Here is a 19,351-nt window from a genome sequence, read left to right on the forward strand (position 1 = left end):
AGCTTTTCCAGTAATAAGCAGAGTGACCCGGCCTGGCGTTCCTTAAACCGCGAAATATTAGTCGTTGGCAGCTACGTTAAGAAGTTGTTCCGGAAAGGAAATTCTCCAGCCTTTGCAGCGCTTCCTGTAAGTCGGAAGGCGTAACGGCAAACGTAATGCGCACAAAACCCGGCAGGCCGAACCGTTCGCCCGGCACGAATTCCAGTTTCAGTTCCTGCTGCAGGAGTTCGCATAATTTAGCCGTAGAAGTAAGCCCCGGTTTTTGGAGTTTTTCCTGCTGAAGCAGCCTGCTCAGATCGGCGAATACGTAGTAAGCGCCTTCCGGCCGGAAATAAGAGATTTCTTTTCGGCCCGAAAGCCAGTTGCAAAGGATTTCGCGATTTTGCGTGAGTTCTTTTATGCGCCCCGGCAAATAATCACTCGGGGTTTCCAGGGCAGCCACCGCGCCGGCTTGTATGAAAGGATTTACCCCCGAAATGGTAGCGTGCTGGTAATGAACGGCTTTATTTATAATCTCAGGCGGCGCCACCATATACCCGATTCGCCAGCCGCTCATGCCGTAATTTTTGGAGAACCCGTTCACCACTAAATGTTTATTTTGCGGATCTTCGAACTGCAGCAGTGAAGGTGTTTCCCGGTTATCGAACACGATCTGGTCGTAAATTTCATCGCTCAGGATCTTTATTTCCGGGTACTTTTGCAGCACCTGCAGCCAGCCTGAAATTTCCGTTTTGGAGTAGATCTTTCCGGAAGGGTTGCCGGGGTTTGAGAAAATAAATAACCTGGTTTTCCCGGTTATGTGGCTTTCCAGGAGTTCCGGTTGCAGGGTATAGTTTTCTTCCGGTAAGGTTTCCAGATAAACCGGTTTGGTGCCGGTAAGCCGGAACATTTCCTCGAATCCGAACCAGCTGGGTTTCAGCAACAGCACTTCATCGCCGGGCTGCAACAGTATCGAAAACAGGTTAAAAAGTGCCTGTTTGGTGCCGGAGGTGATAAGCACATTTTCTGCCGAAATTTTCACCCCTTTTTCATCCGGGTACAACCTGGCAACTGCCTCGCGTAAAGCCGGTAGCCCTTCCGTTTCGCCATAAAACGTTTCGTTTTCTTTTAAAGCGTTAATGGTAGCCTCAATAGCCGCCGGCGGACTGTTAAAATGCGAAGCGCCGGAAGCCAGGTTCAGGTATTTCATGACGGTAGGTAATACTGCAGGTTAATTTTGTGGGGCAAGTTAGAAAATCCGGTAACAGTACGGTAGCGATTTTCTCCCGGTAAATTTGCTGGGCTTCATAAGGAATTGATTTACGGATAAAAGCAGGCTGAAAGATGGTAAGATTATGAAGATGCCATTTAAACTATTGCGTCATCCCGAACACAAGTGAGCGCGAGAAAGCGCGTAACTTGCGAGCGGAGCTATGAGGGAACTATCGCATACCGAACCTGTTGAAGGAATTTCTTGCTATGCTCGCAATTCCATAGTAGTAACCAATAGTTCCCTCGGCTTCGCTCGGGGTAACCTGTTTTTGTCTTTTGCTTGACTTCTCGGCTTTCAAATACCCTATACTACCCTGAAAAGGACATCTGCAAAATAATGTTGTTCGTCGGTAAAGAGCTGTTCGGTTTCAAAGCCGCTTTTACGGCCGAGTTCCTTTATCATATCTACCGAATATTTATGCGAGTTTTCCGTATGGATCGGTTCCCAGGCTTTAAACGAAACCGTATGGTTCAGGTAGGAAAACGTAACGGTCTGGTTTCTTTTGCTTACAAGGTAACTTTTTACCACGCCGGCAATCGGGTCGTAATCGGTGAAATGTTCGAATTGCTCCGGCTCGAAGTTGGCGCCCAGTTCCCGGTTCATGCGTTTCAGCAGGTTCAGGTTAAAGGCGGCCGTTACGCCGGACGCATCGTCGTAGGCCTGCCGGATCACGCGCGGGTCTTTCTGCAGGTCGAAACCAACCAGGATCTTATCTTGCGGGCTTAAATATTTTCTTATTTCCTGCAGGAATTTCAGGTCGCCGTTATCTTCGAAATTGCCGATGTTTGAACCCAGAAACAGCACTACTTTCCGTCCCGGTTTATTCCGTTTGAGCCAATGCAGCGCTTTGAAATAATCGCCGGTAAAACCTACGGTTTTCAGATCTGGTAATTCTGAACTTAAAGCGCTTTGCAGTTGGTTTATGGCGTCGCCGGAAATATCTACCGGAATGTACTCAAAACGGGCTTTGGCTTGCAGCAATTGGCGGAGCAGGATCTTGGTTTTAAGGCCGTCGCCGGAACCTAATTCCACTAAGTGAAAGAAATCCGATGGATTAAAAAAGTTAATGATCTCGGCTTTTTGCTTTTTCAGAATGCTGAATTCCGTGCGGGTAGGGTAGTACTCGGGCAACTCCATGATCTGCTGAAATAATTTGCTGCCGGCCCCGTCGTAGAAATATTTGGAAGACAAGGTTTTTGGCGAGCCGGCAAACCCGGCTTTTACGTCGTCGGCAAATTCAGTATTGAAAGCGGGTTTGGTGCCGCTTTCTGTTTCGGGAGTCGCATTGGTGTTCGGGTTCAGTAACAGATCCATAAGCTTAGGTTATTCCGCCAGGCGGATTCCGGAGAATTGCCAGCGTTTATCGGGGTGAAAAAAATTGCGGTATGTTGCACGGATGTGGCTGGCTGGAGTGGCACACGAGCCGCCGCGCAAAACCATCTGATTGATCATAAATTTGCCGTTGTATTCGCCCAGCGCGCCCGGCGCCTTGCTGAACCCCGGGTACGGATGGTAAGAACTGTAAGTCCATTCCCACAGATTGCCGAGCAAATGGCTGCAGGTTTCATCGTTGTCCGCCGGCAAGGGGGCGAAGTTTTGGCTTTCCAGAAAATTTCCCTTTTTAACTTCCGGTACAAACTCCCGGCAGGCAATTTCCCATTCAAATTCGGTGAGCAGCCTTTTTCCGGCCCAGTTAGCAAAGGCGTTGGCTTCGTAAAAACTCAGGTGCGTAACCGGAGCATTTAAATCAATTTCCTGCAGGCCGTGCATGGTAAAATGCTGCCAGACGTCGTCGGTTTTAAGCCAGTAAAGCGGCGCCTGCCATTGTTCCTGGGTGGCCAGTTCAAACCCTTCGCCCAGCCAGTGCCGGAAATCCTGGTAGCCGCTGTCCTGCATAAATTGAAGGAACTCGCCATTGGTTACCAACTGGTTGCGGATCCTGAAATCATCTACGTAAACCTGATGCACGCCCAGTTCATTATCGAAACAAAAGCCCTGACCCTTGTAACCGATCTCGTAAACGCCACCTTTTACTTGCAGCATATCGGGGTTTCTAGGGGCTGAAGCTACCGTTTTGGGTTTCTCCGGTAAATAAGCCGGCAGCAGCGGATTAGTACTCAGGATGTATTTGATGTCGGTTACCAGCAGTTCCTGGTGTTGCTGTTCGTGCTGCAGGCCAAGCTCAATCACCGGCGCTGCTTCGGCTAAGTTTTTTTCCGGTGCAGTGGCCAGAAATTCCTGCATGTGCTCGTTTACGTAAGCCCGGTAGCGGTAAATCTCGTCAAGGCCCGGGCGCGAAAGGGTGCCGCGCTGGTTGCGCAAAACCCGGCTGCCGATGCTGTTGTAATAGGAATTGAAAAGGAAATTATACTTCGGGTGAAAAACCCGGTAACCGGGCTGGTATTGCTGCAATACAAACGTTTCGAAAAACCAGCTGGTATGCGCCAGGTGCCACTTGGGCGGACTTACGTCTACAATGGGCTGAACGACAGTGTCTTCCGGGAGCAGCGGCCGGCAAAGGTCTTCGGTTTGCGCGCGAATGCCCGAAAAACGGGCCGTTAAAGTGGGAGTGGCGGTTTCGGCCGGCAAAAGCATATACTTCAGGTTTGAATAAAAGCTTCTATTTTAAACTCCATTCAGGCCGAAAGGTTATCATTTTTAATCCACATGGCCTTTAAATGCTGCACACAGGTTAGCTATTCCCGTGAAACAAAGCTACTTTTAAGCCCCGAAGCCATTCCTTTTTGCCTATGCCTTTTCAGCTCCAGTACCACCGCCACGACCTGCAATTTAAGTTCGCTGCCCGCACTTCCCGCGGCAGCCTGACCACCCACACCGTTTATTACCTGAAGCTCTCGAATTCAGATGAACCCGGAATTTTTTGTTACGGCGAAGCCGCCCCATTGGCCGGCCTGAGCGTAGACCACCGGCCCGATTTTGAAAACCGCTTAGCTGCCCTTTGCCGGACTTTTAACACCCAAAACCTTACCCTTCCGGAGGCGGTTGAAACCTGGTTTGCCCACCAGGATCTGGTAACTTGGCCGGCTCTGAAATTCGCCTTCGAAACGGCCTGGCTCGATTATAAAAACGGTGGCCGGAAAATGCTTTTCGATACGGGCTTTTCGCGCGGCGAAACCGGCATTCCCATTAACGGCCTGATCTGGATGGGCGACGAAGCATTTATGCAGGAGCAGATCGAACAGAAATTAAACCAAGGCTTCGATTGTCTGAAACTTAAGATAGGTGGCCTCGATTTTCAAACCGAACTCAGGATTTTAAAGTCGATCCGGGAAGTTGCCAACCAGGATAAATTAACGATCCGGCTCGACGCCAACGGCGCTTTTAAACCCGAAGAAGCTTTAGAAAAACTGGAAAAACTGGCAGCGTATCATATTCATTCCATTGAGCAACCCATAAAACCGAACCAGCCTTTTGCCATGCGGAATATTTGCGCTAAAAGTCCCATTCCGGTTGCGCTGGACGAAGAACTGATCGGGGTGGCGCTGCCGGCAAAACGGCGGGGTTTGCTGCAATACATCCAGCCGCAATACATCATTTTAAAACCAACTTTAGTGGGTGGCCTTTCAGATTGCCGGAAATGGATAAGCTTGGCCGAAAAAATGGACATCGGCTGGTGGATCACTTCGGCACTGGAATCGAATATCGGCCTGAATGCCATTGCGCAATTTACTTCCACTTTCGAGAATCCTATTCCGCAAGGCCTGGGAACCGGGCAGCTTTACCACAACAATATTCCTTCGCCGCTGGTTATTGAGCAGGGGAAACTGTTTTACAAAACCGGTGGAGCCTGGGACATAGGGTTTTAGGTTTAGATATTTGGTATGGGATTCGGAATAGCTGAATCAGGTTAATTTTTAGCCAGGCTTTTAGCCCGACAAGTTATTTAACGGTTGGGCAATTTATCCATTCAAATCCTCCCTAACTTTCTGTAACTTGAGCCCTGATAAAACAAGGGCTTTTTGCAAAAACTTTCACCAAGAATCGAAATGCATCAGTTTTCAAAACAGTTTGCCTCTTCCTTAAAAAACCTGCTCCTGATCGTGCTGGCCGGGTTTGCGCTGCAATCCTGTAAAGTGGGCGAAGATGATCCGGGCATTTCTTTTCGTTCCCGCGATGCCCGCTTAAAAGCCAACTGGAAACTGGAAACGTTAGAAACCAATTACCAGATCAGTTCGGTAGACCAGAGCGGCTTTCCGGTGCTAACGGCCATTACGCTGGCGTACGACGGCTACAACATGAATACCCGGACCACGGTGAACGGAAATGTAATTTCAGATTCGACCTTCGGTTACAGTTATCAGCTTACCATCGACGATGATGGCGAAACAAATTACAAGAATACCTATATTGTTGGTTTCGTCGGGTTCAATTCCTCCGGGGACGATAACTGGTACTGGCTGAATACCGATGAAAAAAAGTCGCGCGTTTATTTAGGCATGGCCGTGCAGGGGCCACTTACTGCCGGTATACCCTTGTCGCCTAACAGCGTGGCTTTAACTACCCTGGTAAACGATTTTGCCGTGGATGGTTTGCGCAACAAAGAGCTAAAGCTTTCCTTTAGTAAAAGCGGAAGCCAAACCTCGATTTCCGGTTTTCAGCAAGTAAAAGTATCCGGAAAACTTCGATTCACTGCCAAATAGCCGGTTCCTCAGAACCGGTTTTTTTATTTCAGAGATATTATTTTTCAGCCTTGAAACACTTTAACGAAACCATTATTCAAACCATCCGGGAGCAGGCTGCTTCTATAGAAACAAACGGCAAACTTCCGGATGATGTCCTGCAATATATTTATGAGCACCGGCTGTTTAAATTGTTTTTACCGGAAGCGCTGGGTGGCCGGGAATTGTCTTTACCGGAAGCGGTAGAAATTTTTGAGGAAGCTTCGCAAATTGATGGGAGCTTTGGCTGGCTTGTAACTATCGGCTCCGGCGGCGATTTCTTTTCGGCTTACCTTTCGGAAGAAGTTTCTGCCGAATTATTCGGTCCTGCCAATGCTGTGGTGGCTGGAAGCGGCGGCATTACCGGCGTAGCAAAACCTACCGATGGCGGCTATCTTGTTAACGGGCAATGGCAGTATTGTAGCGGCGCGCACCACGCTACCATTTTTACCGGCAACTGCCGCATAGAAGGTAATTCCGGAAAGAAGGAAGAGATTTTAAGCTTTACTTTTTTACCCGAACAGGTTACCATTTTAGAGGATTGGCGCGCCTTCGGAATGAAAGGAACGGGAAGCCACTCCATTAAGGTCCAAAATGCTTTCGTGCCTTTAAACCGCACGTTCGATCTGCAACAAGCTCCCCGAGTTTCAGACTACAAGATTTACCGGTACCCTTTCTTTCAGTTCGCTGAAGTATCATTTGCCGCGGTTGCGCTGGGTGTAGCCGGCCATTTCCTGCAGGAAGCTTTCAATGCGCTGGAAGAAAACCGGAACCGCCGCAAAGATGCCTCCCCGGAACGCTATGAATTTATCCGCAAAAAGTTCGAAGAGGCGCACCATCGTTTTAACCAGGTCAGGAGCGAGTTTTATGTTGCCGTAAATACTTCCTGGAATGAGCTGGAAACCTCCGGACAACTGACCGAAACCATGCAGGACCTTGTATCGAAAAGCAGCAAAAAAGTAGCCCGAATTACCACGGGCGCGGTGCACGAAATTTTACCTTATTTAGGCATGGCAGCCGTAACGGAAACCAGCTTAATCAACCGGCTATTCCGCGATTTGCATACCGTTTGCCAGCACACCGTTTTGGTGAGCTACGAAGATTAAGTAAAAAGACATTGGTATCTGGATATTAGTATCTGGACTTTATATTTAAAATGGCTGTTATTCAAAAGATTTCACAATTGAAGTTTCTTTCAAGTGACGTGTTTATTTTAGTCCTGCTACTTAATACGGTCAAATTACTAACAGAAATTACGCAAGTAGGAGAAAAGTCCCCCTTTGGAGGGGGTAGGGGGAGGACAGGAGATTTATCTGATTATTTTTTTAATCAAATAACGTGAAATCCTCCCCCTGCCCCCTCTAAAGGGGGACTTTTCTCCTACTTGCGTAAACTCAATTTCTAAGCATTTGTAGGTAAAAATTACCTTATTCCAGAAACCGTCGTTTGAGCATTTCAGCCACCTTGGCAAGTCCGGTACTGGCCTTTTCTTCGATTAGGTGCAGATCCCGCCGCGAAGGCATTTCCGGAAGTTTCACATCTACCACGTAGATAGGCGAAAGCTTCGGCACGTAACTCACCAAACCGGCTGCCGGGTAAACTACTAAGGAAGTGCCCACCACAATAAAAGCATCGGCTTGCAGGGCTTCTTCCATCGCTTTTTCGATCATCGGAACGGCTTCGCCAAACCAGACGATATTGGGCCGTAGTTGCGAGCCTTTTTCGCAGGTATCGCCCAGCTTCAGTTCCCAGCCTGTAATCGGGTAGATCAGGTTTTCATCCACCGAACTCCGGCTTTCAAACAGTTTGCCGTGCAGGTGCATTACTTTATTGGAGCCGCCACGTTCATGCAGGTCATCCACGTTTTGCGTCACCACGGTTACATCAAAATCCTGCTCCAGCTCCGCCAGAATTTCGTGTCCGCGGTTCGGCTGTGCCAGGTGCGCATTCTTCCGGCGCTGGTTATAGAAATCCAGTACCAGTTCCGGGTTTTTGCGCCAGCCTTCCGGCGAAGCCACTTCCATTACATCGTGCCCTTCCCACAAGCCGTTTGCATCGCGGAAAGTAGCAATGCCGCTTTCTGCACTAATGCCCGCACCGGAGAGTACTACAATTTTTTTCTTTGCCATAGGTTAGTAGTTGGTTTCAGGTAGAAACTATCAGGTAGCAAGATAAAAAATGGATTTGAGAAGGTCTGAGATTCAGAAGAAAACGCTACAATTTTCCGTCAAAAAGTATGATAAAAAAAAAGCCCCAGCAATATACATTTTGCTGAGGCTTTAATTTTAATGTCATCCTGAACGCCAGCGAAGGACCTCGTCAGCTAATTGCCGAAAAGCCGGAAATAACGCTTCTGCAAACCGCCGATAAGTTGTTTCGCGATCGCTCAACATGACCGTTACTTTTTATAAAGCAACGGTAAGTTACTTCTTCGCTTTTGAAGTTGTAGCTTTAGCTTTCGTAGCGGTTGTCTTAGCAGCAGTTTTGGTTGCAGTCGCTTTCTTTGCCGGCGCTTTTTTAGCTGCCGGTTTATCAGCCGTATCCTTCGCCGGTTCAGCCTTTTTACCGAATCTGCCGCGGGCAGGTTTATCCGGTGTAGCCGCTGCTAACTCTAAACATTCTTCCAGCGTCAGGTCTGCCGGTTCTTTGCCTTTCGGAATTTTTACGTTCTTTTTACCGGCTACAATATAAGGTCCAAAACGTCCGTTCAGCACTTGGATCTCCGGATTTTCCGGGAAACTCTTGATCAGTTTTTCTGCATCGGCTTTCCGTTTCGCCTGGATCAGTTCAATGGCTTCTTCCATATTCACGGTAAACGGATCGAGGGTTTTCGGCAGCGAATAGAATTTGCTGTCGTGCTTGATAAACGGACCAAAACGCCCGATTGCCGCCGTCATGTCCTTGTCTTCAAACGTACCTACCACGCGCGGCAGCTTAAATAATTCCAGGGCATCTTCCAGCGTAATGCTTTCCAGAAACTGGCCTTTGCGCAAGCTGGCGTAGATCGGTTTTTCGCCGGTTTCCGGGTTCTCTTCGCCTAATTGTACAAACGGACCGAAACGGCCTAAACGTGCGCTAACTTTCTTGCCGTTTTCCGGGTGTACGCCCAGTTCCCGCGCCCCGCTTACCGACGAACGTTCGATATTTTCGGAAGACGTGATTTTTTCGTGGAATGACCCGTAGAAATTCTCGATCATCTTGTTCCACTGCTTTTTGCCGTTCGCAATCTCATCGAATTCCTCTTCGGCTTTGGCCGTGAACTGGTAATCGATAATGCTCGGGAAATGCTCTACCAGGAAATCGTTCACCACCATGGCTGTATCCGTCGGGAAAAGCTTGGCTTTTTCGGCGCCGGTAATTTCCGTTTTTGTGGCTTCCGAAATGGTATTATTTTCGAGCGTAAAAGTCTTGAAAGGGCGTTCTTTGCCTTCGCGGTTATCTTTTTCGATATAGCCGCGTTTCTGAATAGTAGAAATAGTAGGCGCATAGGTAGAAGGACGACCGATACCCATTTCCTCCAGTTTCTTTACCAGACTCGCTTCCGTGTAGCGCGGCAACGGCCGGCTGAAACGCTGCGTGCCATTAATGCGGATCGCTTTCAAAGCCTGACCAATGCTCAACGGTGGAAGCATGCCTTTTACATCTTCGTCGCCGCCGTCTTCTTCGTCTTTGCTTTCGATGTAAACCTTCAGGAAGCCTTCAAATTTTATTACCTCACCGGTGGCTACAAACTTGGCATCCTGGGTTGAAATACCAATGGTAGCCGTAGTTTTCTCAATCTCAGCATCGGCCATTTGCGAAGCAATCGCGCGTTTGCGGATCAGTTCGTAAAGCCGCTGTTCGTTGCGGTCGCCGCTTACTTCAATAGCGCCAAAATCGGTCGGACGGATGGCTTCGTGCGCTTCCTGGGCTCCGGCGCTTTTGGTTTTATAATGCCGTGTCTGAGCGTATTGCGCCCCGAAAGCCCGGGTAATTTGAGCGGCGGCAGCCTGTTGCGCTTCCACGCTTAAATTCAACGAGTCGGTACGCATGTAGGAGATCTTACCGGCTTCGTAGAGCTTCTGGGCAACCGTCATGGTTTGGGCTACCGAAAAGCTTAATTTACGGCTTGCTTCCTGCTGCAGGGTAGAAGTGGTAAAGGGAGGTGCGGGAGAACGTTTTAAAGGCTTTTTCTCCAGGTTCTCAATGGTATAATTCGCGCCGATGCATTTTTCCAGGAAGGCGCGGGCATCGGCTTCCTGCTTAAAGCGTTGCGGCAATTCGGCTTCCAGCTTTTTACCTTCCACTTCAAACAAAGCCGAAATTTTATAGGCCGATTCAGCCTTGAAGCGTTCGATCTCCCGTTCGCGCTCTACTACTAAACGCACCGCCACAGATTGCACCCGTCCGGCCGAAAGCCCGGTTTTGATCTTTTTCCAGAGGACCGGCGAAAGTTCAAAACCAACCAAACGGTCCAGCACCCGGCGGGCCTGCTGGGCATTCACCAGGTCGATGTTTATATCGCGCGGGTTGTCAATGGCGTTCAGGATCGCGTTTTTGGTAATTTCCCGGAAAACAATGCGCTTGGTTTTATCAAGGTTCAGGTTCAGGGCTTCGGATAAATGCCAGGAAATGGCTTCTCCCTCGCGGTCATCATCGCTTGCTAACCAAACCATTTCGGCTTCCTTGGCGAGCTTTTTTAATTGCGAAACAATATCTTTTTTATCGGACGAAACCACGTAGGTCGGTTTAAATCCGTGTTCTATATCAATTGCATTATTATCTTTCGGCAGGTCGCGCACGTGCCCAAAGCTCGATTTCACCACGAAGTCCTTACCCAGGTAGCCTTCAATGGTTTTGGCTTTTGCCGGCGACTCAACTATAACTAAATTCTTGGCCATCTATCCTATATATATGTATGGTCTTGCAACCAAATTTTTTCAAAGATGTATATTTTTTTCGAAATAAAAGTGGCAGCCGTTTTTTTGCCGGGCCCTTGCGCTTCTATTTTGAAGTAAATATTCAACACTAACCGCGCTAAATAGTTTTCACTTCCACATGAAGAAAACCCTGATCATTGTCCGTCATGCGCATACCTTCGATCCCGTTCCCGGTCAGGCCGATCACGAGCGCGAATTAACGCCCGAAGGCCGCACGCAAGCCCGGCAATCGGCCGAATGGCTGAAGGAGCAAGGCACCCTGCCGCGTAAAATTGTAGCCAGTTCGGCCAAACGCACCCAAGCCACCGCCGGCATCTTTGCCGGCATCCTTTTAAACGATTCTGCTGCCTATGCGCCTGAAAAAGAGCTGTTCAGGGCTTCCGAAACGGAAGTATTGGAATATGTGCAACAGCATTTCGGGCACGAAGATTCCGTGATGGTCGTGGGGCATAATCCTACGGTAACCCAGTTAGCTATACGCCTGGGCGCTACTTCAGTTTCTTATTTGCCGCCGGCGAGCGTAATCGTGCTTTCCTTCGATATTGAGAACTGGGAAGACCTGAAATTTCATACCGGCAAACTGGTGGCTAAATTCCTGCCCGACGAAGCCTGAGTTTTTTAGAAATATTTTTTTTGAAAGATCGTCGGTTTTAAGACAACCCTGCTTCGTTTTTAAACGTACTTAGCTGGGCTCTTGTGCGCGGGCGCAATTGTAACAAAAATGGTATCAGAATCATCAGAAAAAGTCTGAATGCGGGAGAGAAGTCGGGTTCATGAAAATCAGGCAAAGTATTGCAAATGTCCTATCTATTTTGGTAGTTTCGGCAATTATTGTATTCTTTCGCACTTTCCTCTACTTAAAAGAAAACAATGCCTACTAAAATTGTATCGGTGATAAACCAGAAGGGGGGCACCGGCAAAACTACCACCACCATTAACCTGGGCAGCGCCGTGGCCGCCCTGGGAAAGAAAGTACTTCTGGTCGATCTCGATCCGCAAGCCAATCTTTCTTACTCGCTGGGCATTACCGAACCGGAAGGCACCCTGGCCGATGTATTCACCGAAAACCGGCAACTTACTGAAGTGCTTACCGAACGTTCCGGCCTTAAGGTTTTGCCTGGTTCCAATGAACTTGTAGATATCGAAATTTCGTTGGTGAATCAGCCCCAAAGGGAAGCGTATCTGAAAAATATCCTGAAAGAGGCCAAAGGGTTCGATTACATCTTTATCGATTGTCCGCCTTCTTTATCCGTCCTTACTGTTAATGCCCTGGCCGCCTCCGACGAGGTGGTGATTCCCCTGCAAATGGAAGTGCTCACCTTGCAGGGCCTCGGGCAGATCCTGGCAACCATTGCCCAGGTCCGCGACACGTTTAACCCCAAACTAAAGGTTAAAGGAATAGCTGTGGTCATGTTCGATAAACGCCGGAAACTCAGCCAGGAAATTGAAGAATACCTGCACGAGAACATCGAAGAAAAAGTATTCCGAAACCGGATTCGCCTGAACGTAAAACTTGCCGAAGCGCCTTCTTTTGGCCAGAGCATTCTGGAGTATGACCGCACTTCTTACGGTGCCCGCGACTACCTGGCCCTGGCCGAAGAGTTTTTAAGCGGCAAGTAATTTTATTTTAGGGAAGCGGCTTAAAATAGGAGTGAAATATAATTTTTTAGGCAATTGGCATACTACAGATGCATTTTTTAGCTAATTTGCCCTTTGGTTGAATAGCACGCTGTAAACAAACTTATAAAAGCAAACCTGTAAAGTGTTCACACATTTTACCCTGATCATATGGCTTTAGGTAAAAACATGAAATTGAACAAAGACAAGCTGATTGGCAAAGCAGGCAAAGAAGAAACGCCGGCTATGCCTGAAAATGCAGCTTCTGTGGAGAATACCGACGCACCAGCTCCTTCGCCAAACCCGGCACCGGAAGGAAAGGCGGAAAAGGTAAGCCCTGCCGGAAATGCCGATACCAGAAAAAATACGCCTGCCACCCTTGCTGCCGATCAGAAATCAGCGCCGGAGGTGCGTAGCCGTGGCACAAGCGGTAACGGAAAGAAAACCAAGGGCGAAGAGGCGATGGATATTAATTCAGACATATACCTGAACGAACAACTAAACAAAGTTCTTTACGCACTCGATGCGTTTAAAAAGGGCGACGTTTCCGTGCGTTTGACCAAACAAAACAACGATATTTTTGCCGAGATCGCCGAAGCCTATAATTCCATGGTGGAAATGATCGGGGGTGTAGGGGGCGAGGTGTCGCGTATTTCCAAAGTTGCCGGGGTAGAGGGTAACCTGAAAGCCCGGGCTTCGGCCGAGAATGCTTCCGGTTTCTGGAAAGACATGATCAACAACATCAACGGTCTGGTAGATTCCATTGCGGTACCGGTACTCGAGGTAGGCAAAGTACTTAAAAACATTTCCCGCGGTAATCTGGATGAAACCTTCCAGATCCCGGTTTCCGGCGACTTCAAGGTCATGGCCGAAACCATTAACCGCACAATCGATAACCTGAACATCTTTGCCGGCGAGGTAACCCGTGTGGCCCTCGAAGTAGGTACGGAAGGAAAACTCGGCGGTCAGGCCTCTGTGCCAAACGTAGCCGGTATCTGGAAAGACCTTACCGACAACGTAAACTACATGGCCTCCAACCTTACCGGCCAGGTACGTAACATTGCCGAAGTTGCTACTTCCGTTGCCCGCGGCGACTTGAGCCAGAAAATTACGGTAAACGTAAAGGGCGAAATGCTTCAGCTGAAGGAAAACATCAACCAGATGGTGGACTCGCTGAACATCTTTGCTGACGAGGTAACCCGGGTAGCCCGCGAAGTGGGTACCGAAGGTAAACTCGGCGGACAAGCCAAAGTGCCGAACGTAGGCGGAGTATGGAAAGAACTGACCGACAACGTGAACACGATGGCCAGCAACTTAACGAGCCAGATGCGTGACATCGCCAACGTTGCCACCGCGGTTGCTAAGGGTGACTTAACCCAGAAAATTACGGTAAATGTAAAAGGCGAATTCCTCGAACTGAAAGAGAACATCAACCAGATGGTGGATTCGCTCAACATCTTCGGTGACGAGGTAACCCGCGTGGCGCGTGAAGTAGGAACGGAAGGAAAACTGGGAGGCCAGGCGAACGTGCCAAACGTAGCCGGTACCTGGAAAGAACTGACCGACAATGTAAACACGATGGCCAGTAACTTAACGAGCCAGATGCGTGACATTGCCAACGTTGCTACCGCGGTAGCGAAAGGAGACTTAACCCAGAAAATTACGGTAAACGTACGCGGCGAATTAGCGGAGCTGAAGGAGAACATTAACCAGATGGTGGATTCGCTCAACATCTTCGGTGATGAGGTAACCCGTGTAGCGCGTGAAGTAGGAAACGAAGGTATCCTGGGCGGTCAGGCGAATGTGCCGAATGTGGCCGGCGTTTGGAAAGCCTTAACCGACAACGTAAACTCCATGGCCGGTAATTTAACCGGTCAGGTACGGAATATTGCCGAAGTAACGACTGCCGTTGCAAATGGCGACTTATCCAAAAAGATCACGGTAGATGTTCGCGGCGAAATGTTGCAGCTAAAAGAGAACATCAACCAGATGGTGGACTCCCTCAACATCTTCGCCGGTGAGGTAACCCGCGTAGCCCGCGAAGTGGGTAGCGAAGGTAAACTGGGCGGACAAGCCGAAGTGCCAAACGTGGCCGGGGTGTGGAAAGACCTTACTGACAACGTAAACTCCATGGCCGGCAACTTAACCGGTCAGGTACGGAATATTGCCGAAGTAACCACGGCTGTTGCAAACGGTGACTTATCCAAAAAGATCACGGTAGATGTTCGCGGAGAAATGCTGCAATTGAAAGAGAACATCAACCAGATGGTGGACTCTCTGAACATTTTTGCAGGTGAGGTAACCCGGGTGGCGCGTGAAGTAGGTACCGAAGGTATCCTGGGTGGCCAGGCCAACGTGCCGAATGTAGGCGGCGTTTGGAAGGGTTTGACTGACAACGTAAACTACATGGCTGGTAACTTAACCGGTCAGGTTCGGAATATTGCCGAAGTTACTACGGCTGTTGCAAATGGTGACTTATCGAAGAAGATCACGGTAGATGTAAAAGGCGAGATGCTCCAGCTGAAGGAGAACATCAACCAGATGGTGGATTCCCTGAACATTTTCGCCGGTGAGGTAACCCGCGTGGCGCTAGAAGTGGGCACCGAAGGAAAATTAGGTGGCCAGGCCAACGTGCCGAACGTAGGCGGGGTATGGAAAGCGCTTACCGATAATGTAAACTACATGGCCGGTAACTTGACCGGTCAGGTGCGGAACATTGCCGATGTAACCACTGCCGTTGCAAACGGTGACCTCTCCAAGAAAATCACGGTCGATGTAAAAGGCGAAATGCTCCAGATGAAAAACACCATCAATACCATGGTGGACCAACTGAACGCCTTTGCTTCCGAAGTAACCCGCGTTGCCCGCGAAGTAGGTACCGAAGGAAAACTGGGCGGACAGGCCGATGTAAAAGGCGTTTCCGGAACCTGGAAAGACCTAACCGACAACGTAAACTACATGGCTGGTAACTTAACCGGTCAGGTAAGAAATATTGCCGAAGTTACTACTGCCGTTGCAAACGGTGACCTCTCTAAGAAAATTACGGTAGATGTAAAAGGCGAGATGCTTCAGCTGAAGGAGAACATCAACCAGATGGTGGACTCGCTTAACATTTTTGCCGGTGAGGTAACCCGTGTGGCCCTTGAAGTGGGTACCGAAGGAAAACTGGGCGGACAAGCATCGGTGCCAAATGTAGCCGGTGTATGGAAAGCCCTTACTGACAACGTAAACTCCATGGCTTCCAACCTGACTTCTCAGGTACGGGATATTGCTAACGTTGCAACTTCGGTTGCTCGCGGTGACCTGAGCCAGAAAATGACGGTGGATGTACGCGGTGAGATCTTGGAACTGAAAAACATCCTGAACCAGATGGTTGACTCGCTCAACATCTTCGCCGGTGAGGTAACCCGCGTGGCCCTTGAAGTAGGTACCGAAGGTAAACTGGGCGGTCAGGCTAATGTGCCGAACGTAGGCGGGGTATGGAAAGCCTTAACGGACAACGTAAACTCTATGGCTTCCAACCTTACTCTTCAGGTACGGGATATTGCCAACGTAACGACCTCGGTAGCGCGCGGCGACTTAAGCCAGAAAATTACCATCGATGTAAAAGGCGAACTCCTTCAGCTGAAAGAGAATATCAACCAGATGGTGGATTCCCTGAACATCTTTGCCGACGAGGTAACCCGCGTGGCGCTGGAAGTAGGTACCGAAGGAAAACTGGGTGGCCAGGCCAATGTGCCGAACGTAGGCGGGGTTTGGAAAGGCTTAACCGACAATGTAAACTCTATGGCTTCCAACCTGACCCTTCAGGTACGGGATATTGCCAACGTTGCGACTGCAGTTGCGCGCGGTGACCTGAGCCAGAAAATGACGGTGGATGTAAGAGGCGAAATCTTAGAACTGAAAAACATCCTGAACCAGATGGTGGACTCCCTGAACATCTTTGCGGATGAGGTAACCCGGGTGGCACGTGAGGTAGGTACCGAAGGTAAACTGGGCGGACAGGCTTCGGTGCCGAAAGTTCGGGGAACCTGGAAAGAACTCACCGACAACGTAAACACCATGGCTTCTAACCTGACCTTACAGGTACGGGATATTGCCAACGTTGCAACCGCAGTTGCGCGTGGTGATCTGAGCCAGAAAATGACGGTGGAAGTAAAAGGTGAGATCCTGGATCTGAAGAACATCCTGAACCAGATGGTTGACTCGCTCAACATTTTTGCCGGCGAGGTAACCCGCGTGGCGCTTGAAGTGGGTACGGAAGGTAAATTGGGTGGACAAGCTTCGGTGCCGAACGTAGCCGGGGTTTGGAAAGACCTGACCGACAACGTAAACACCATGGCGGCCAACCTGACCATTCAGGTACGCGGCATCATCAAGATCGTAACGGCGGTATCGAAAGGTGACCTAACCCAGAAACTGATCCTGGAAGCCCGTGGCGAAGTAGCCGACCTGGCAGCCACCATCAACAGCATGGTGGACGACCTGAACCGCCTGGCGGGTGAGGTTAGCCGGGTGGCCAGAGTAGCAGGGGTGGAAGGCAAACTGACCGAACGTGCTGCAGTGCACGGGGTAGGCGGTAGCTGGAAAGAACTCGTAGATACACTCAACGACCTGCTGGAATCCATCGTAACGCCGGTACTGGAAGTATCCCGGATCGTGCGGGCCATTTCCGAAGGTGATCTTACTCAGAAAGTGGAAATCCATACAGCCGGCGATATTCTTTCCATGTCGAATGCCTTGAACATGGCGGTAGACAACCTGAATACGCTCTTGGGCGAGATCAACGAAAGCTCGCTCGTGGTAGGTTCTTCTTCCGAAGAAATGGCAGCGAAAGGGCTGGAAATGAGCCGGATCACGGTAGATGTTTCCCTCTCTATGCAGCAAATGGCGGAAGGTGCGCAAAACCAGGCCTTAAAAACCGACCAGGCCTTTAAGCTGATCGAAGAGATCATGAAAGCAACGAAGGAAACGGCCGGTAAAGCAGACGTAGTGAACAAGGCGGCGATCCTGGGTGAGGAAACTTCCCAGCTCGGTCTGAAAACGGTAGCAGAAGTGGTAAAAAACATGGAAGAGATCTCAACCTCGGCCGCGTTAACTTCTAAAACCATCGAAGTACTGAGTACCCGTTCCCAGGAAATTTCGAAATCCCTGGGCGTAATCACCGACATTGCGGCGCAAACCAACTTACTGGCGCTTAACGCGGCCATCGAGGCGGCCCGAGCCGGCGAAGCAGGACGTGGTTTTGCGGTAGTAGCCGAAGAGATCCGGAAACTGGCCGAAGGCTCGCGGAAATCAGCCAACGAAATTGCAACGCTGGTTGAAGACGTGAAAAAAGATACTTCTTCGGCCGCAGCGGCGATCTCGACCATGGAAGGCCGCGTATTGAAAGGAAAGAATGCCACTTTCGAGGCATCCAGCGCTTTCAAAAACATTGCTACTTCCACCGGCGAATCGCTCCGTACGGCCCAGGATATCTTAACGGCAACGGAAGTTCAGAAAGCCTCCATCTCCGACGTAGTGAAATACGTGGAAGAGGTGGTAGCCATTGCGGAACAAACCGCTTCCGGTACGCAACAGGTAGCCGGAACGGCCAAGCAGCTTTCCGCTTCCATGCAGGAGCTGACCGCCTCGAGCCAGCAGCTGAACGACATTGCGGAAGACTTACAGGTAGGAATTTCGGCCTTCAAGCTGATAAATGGTAACCTGTTAATTCCGCAGGCGAAGATGGCGCGTAGAGCCCCGGTAATGCCGGTAACCGCCGCCGCAGCCAGAAGAGCAACCCCGCCACCGGCCCGTCCGGCAGCGCAAGCTCCCGAAAACCGCGCGGCTGAAGAGGCCAAGCGAACGGCTGCAAACGGACCGGCAGGAACTAAAAAAACACCTCCGAAAAAATAAGGAGAACCAAGTAAATGAATAAGCAACAGAACCCCGAAGAAATTTCCGAACAGAAGGACGTAACGGTTGAATCCACCGTCCATCTGATCGTATTCAGGTTAGGTTCAGAGGAATACGGCATCCGGATAGAGCAGGTAAAGGAAGTAACCATTACCCCCGAAATTACCCGGATGCCCAAAACTCCCGGTTTTATTAAAGGCGTGGCCAATATCCGTGGGGAGATCATTGCCATTATGGACCTGGAAGAACGCTTTCATATAAATGCCGGCGGGCCGGTAAGTGGTTTGGCATCCTCTTACACGCTTGCCATCGAAGCCAAAGATTATACCATCGGAATTATTGTGCGCGACATGCCGCAATCTTTAACCATTCCGGTGTCAAAGATCGACAAGGCGCCGGCTTTTATTCAGGACCTGAACATTAACGACAATTATATTGAAGGGATCGGGAAACTTGGCAGCCGCCTGATCATTGTGCTGGATATTTTTAAAATACTCACCCACGATGAAGTGCAGCAACTGAAAACCAGTTAAACGCTACCTTTTCCGACCTAAAAAGTAAATGCTTTAAATAGAAAACCATGAAAAAGAGAATATTAATTGTTGACGACTCCTTCTATATGCGTACCATGCTGAAAAACATGCTTACGGATGCCGGATACGAAGTAGTAGGAGAAGCCCCTAACGGCCAGACTGCCCTGGAACTTGCCAAAGAAACCAAACCCGATCTGGTTACCTTAGACGTAATTCTGCCGGATAATACCGGACTGGATGTGCTGAAAGGCATTAAGAAAGATCAGCCGGATATGAAGGTGGTAATTGTAAGTGCCGTGGGCCAGGAGGTGATCGTGAACGAAGCGATCGAGAACGGCGCGCTGGCTTATATTGTAAAGCCTTTTTCGGAAGAAAAAGTGTTGGAAACGGTAGGGAATGCTCTGAAAGAGTAGGTAGAAGGACGATAAGCATTTTTTAGCTCATCCGGAAGAA

At 49.5% G+C, this 19,351-nt stretch carries 13 protein-coding genes; 8 read left to right on the plus strand and 5 right to left on the minus strand.

Annotation, left to right across the window (positions count from 1 at the left end; genetic code table 11):
* Nucleotides 1-76: 76 nt before the first annotated feature.
* The 3 genes from F0P94_RS02835 to egtB form a co-directional block, all read right to left on the minus strand.
* Nucleotides 77-1,189: a pyridoxal phosphate-dependent aminotransferase gene (locus tag F0P94_RS02835; protein WP_150902175.1), complete on the minus strand. Its 1,113-nt coding sequence runs from the start codon at nucleotides 1,187-1,189 to the stop codon at nucleotides 77-79.
* A 366-nt stretch (nucleotides 1,190-1,555) separates the two neighbouring features.
* The gene (gene egtD, locus F0P94_RS02840; protein ID WP_150902176.1) at nucleotides 1,556-2,566 is read right to left on the minus strand and encodes an L-histidine N(alpha)-methyltransferase; all 1,011 of its coding nucleotides are present in this window, start codon (nucleotides 2,564-2,566) and stop codon (nucleotides 1,556-1,558) included.
* Between the two features lie 9 nt (nucleotides 2,567-2,575).
* Nucleotides 2,576-3,847 carry an ergothioneine biosynthesis protein EgtB gene (gene egtB, locus F0P94_RS02845; protein WP_150902177.1) on the minus strand — a complete coding sequence of 424 codons (1,272 nt, stop codon included), beginning with the start codon at nucleotides 3,845-3,847 and terminating at the stop codon, nucleotides 2,576-2,578.
* Between the two features lie 155 nt (nucleotides 3,848-4,002).
* On the opposite strand from egtB, the gene F0P94_RS02850 reads away from it, so the two are divergent.
* From F0P94_RS02850 to F0P94_RS02860, 3 genes are all read left to right on the plus strand, one after another.
* A complete protein-coding gene (locus F0P94_RS02850) occupies nucleotides 4,003-5,079 on the plus strand; it encodes an o-succinylbenzoate synthase (protein ID WP_150902178.1) in 1,077 nt (358 codons plus the stop codon).
* Between the two features lie 180 nt (nucleotides 5,080-5,259).
* Complete coding sequence (locus F0P94_RS02855) at nucleotides 5,260-5,913, plus strand: hypothetical protein (RefSeq protein ID WP_150902179.1); 654 nt, start codon at nucleotides 5,260-5,262, stop codon at nucleotides 5,911-5,913.
* A 50-nt stretch (nucleotides 5,914-5,963) separates the two neighbouring features.
* Nucleotides 5,964-7,037: an acyl-CoA dehydrogenase family protein gene (locus tag F0P94_RS02860; RefSeq protein WP_150902180.1), complete on the plus strand. Its 1,074-nt coding sequence runs from the start codon at nucleotides 5,964-5,966 to the stop codon at nucleotides 7,035-7,037.
* A gap of 321 nt (nucleotides 7,038-7,358) precedes the next feature.
* Here the strand turns inward: F0P94_RS02860 and F0P94_RS02865 are convergent, their stop codons facing one another.
* Both F0P94_RS02865 and topA read right to left on the minus strand, forming a co-directional pair.
* Entirely contained in the window at nucleotides 7,359-8,060 is a 702-nt protein-coding gene (locus F0P94_RS02865) for an SIR2 family NAD-dependent protein deacylase (protein ID WP_150902181.1), read from the minus strand.
* Between the two features lie 294 nt (nucleotides 8,061-8,354).
* Nucleotides 8,355-10,811 (minus strand): type I DNA topoisomerase, encoded by a 2,457-nt coding sequence (gene topA, locus F0P94_RS02870; protein WP_150902182.1) that lies wholly within the window; start codon nucleotides 10,809-10,811, stop codon nucleotides 8,355-8,357.
* Between the two features lie 157 nt (nucleotides 10,812-10,968).
* Here topA and F0P94_RS02875 point away from each other — a divergent pair, with 157 nt between their 5' ends.
* The 5 genes from F0P94_RS02875 to F0P94_RS02895 all read left to right on the plus strand — a co-directional run bounded on the left by F0P94_RS02875 (nucleotide 10,969) and on the right by F0P94_RS02895 (nucleotide 19,311).
* Nucleotides 10,969-11,463 (plus strand): SixA phosphatase family protein, encoded by a 495-nt coding sequence (locus F0P94_RS02875; RefSeq protein ID WP_150902183.1) that lies wholly within the window; start codon nucleotides 10,969-10,971, stop codon nucleotides 11,461-11,463.
* 257 nt (nucleotides 11,464-11,720) lie between these two features.
* Entirely contained in the window at nucleotides 11,721-12,470 is a 750-nt protein-coding gene (locus F0P94_RS02880) for a ParA family protein (protein ID WP_150902184.1), read from the plus strand.
* Between the two features lie 168 nt (nucleotides 12,471-12,638).
* Nucleotides 12,639-18,365, plus strand: coding sequence for a HAMP domain-containing protein (locus F0P94_RS02885; protein ID WP_191906891.1), 5,727 nt, complete (start codon nucleotides 12,639-12,641; stop codon nucleotides 18,363-18,365).
* A gap of 14 nt (nucleotides 18,366-18,379) precedes the next feature.
* Nucleotides 18,380-18,898: a chemotaxis protein CheW gene (locus F0P94_RS02890; protein WP_150902185.1), complete on the plus strand. Its 519-nt coding sequence runs from the start codon at nucleotides 18,380-18,382 to the stop codon at nucleotides 18,896-18,898.
* A gap of 47 nt (nucleotides 18,899-18,945) precedes the next feature.
* Entirely contained in the window at nucleotides 18,946-19,311 is a 366-nt protein-coding gene (locus tag F0P94_RS02895; protein WP_150902186.1) for a response regulator, read from the plus strand.
* Nucleotides 19,312-19,351: the final 40 nt, after the last annotated feature.

The organism is Adhaeribacter soli, from assembly GCF_008727925.1.
GTDB lineage: Bacteria > Bacteroidota > Bacteroidia > Cytophagales > Hymenobacteraceae > Adhaeribacter_A > Adhaeribacter_A soli.